This is a genomic window from Clostridium cylindrosporum DSM 605 (assembly GCF_001047375.1).
Taxonomy (GTDB): Bacteria; Bacillota; Clostridia; order Clostridiales; family Caloramatoraceae; genus Clostridium_AB; species Clostridium_AB cylindrosporum.
Genome location: NZ_LFVU01000018.1, coordinates 1 through 813, shown reverse-complemented (window position 1 = coordinate 813; position 813 = coordinate 1). Strand labels below are relative to the sequence as shown.

Genomic DNA, 813 nt, shown 5'->3' with positions numbered 1-813 from the left:
GTGTAGCTGACTGATACTAATAGATCGAGGGCTTAATCTTGATTAAGTTCAAAAAGAATGCTGTGCAGTTTTGAAAGAACCAAGTTTTTTCAAATGCATGAAGTGATGATGGCAAAGAGGATACACCCGTTCCCATTCCGAACACGAAGGTTAAGCTCTTTAACGCCGATAGTACTAGTCTGGAGACGGACTGGGAGGGTAGGAAGTCGCTTCGTAACATGCGGATGTGGCGGAATTGGCAGACGCGCTAGACTTAGGATCTAGTGTCCATGACGTGGGGGTTCAAGTCCCTCCATCCGCACCAAAGTAAGACACCAAATATATGGTGTCTTTTTTTATGCCCTTTTTTAATTATATATAAATAACTTCCTTTAAAAGCTATTCATTATAGAATGGCTTTTTTATTTTTTGTCCATAACTATATTATAGATAGAGAGTTATTATTGAATTTATTCCCGTAGGGGGATGATCTAGATTTAAAATAAGCAAAACACTATAATATAAGTAGGTTTCAGCTCTTAAGAAATACTTATTAAAGCATTTATATGTACAACAACTAACCCTAGCACGTCATACTATTTAAATACAAGGTATAGTGAGGTATTTTAAGTATTGTTGACATAATCTAGCTAAAGTAGGTTAAATAATAATATTAAGTATTAAAGGTCGTGGTAAGATATATCTTGTCGACGCGAGAGCGAAGACAACAAAACAAATTAAAAAAGTTTAAAAGTAACTGTTGACAAGCAAGTCAATTACTGATAAACTAATCAAGTACTTTGGTCATTGAAAACTAAACAGTAACTATAGCGA

At 34.8% G+C, this 813-nt stretch carries 1 tRNA gene and 1 rRNA gene; both read left to right on the top strand.

The window, feature by feature from the left end:
• Positions 1-98: 98 nt before the first annotated feature.
• Positions 99-215: ribosomal RNA gene (gene rrf / locus CLCY_RS05350) — 5S ribosomal RNA — on the top strand.
• Positions 216-220: 5 nt separating this feature from the next.
• Positions 221-304: transfer RNA gene (locus tag CLCY_RS05345), tRNA-Leu, on the top strand.
• Positions 305-813: the final 509 nt, after the last annotated feature.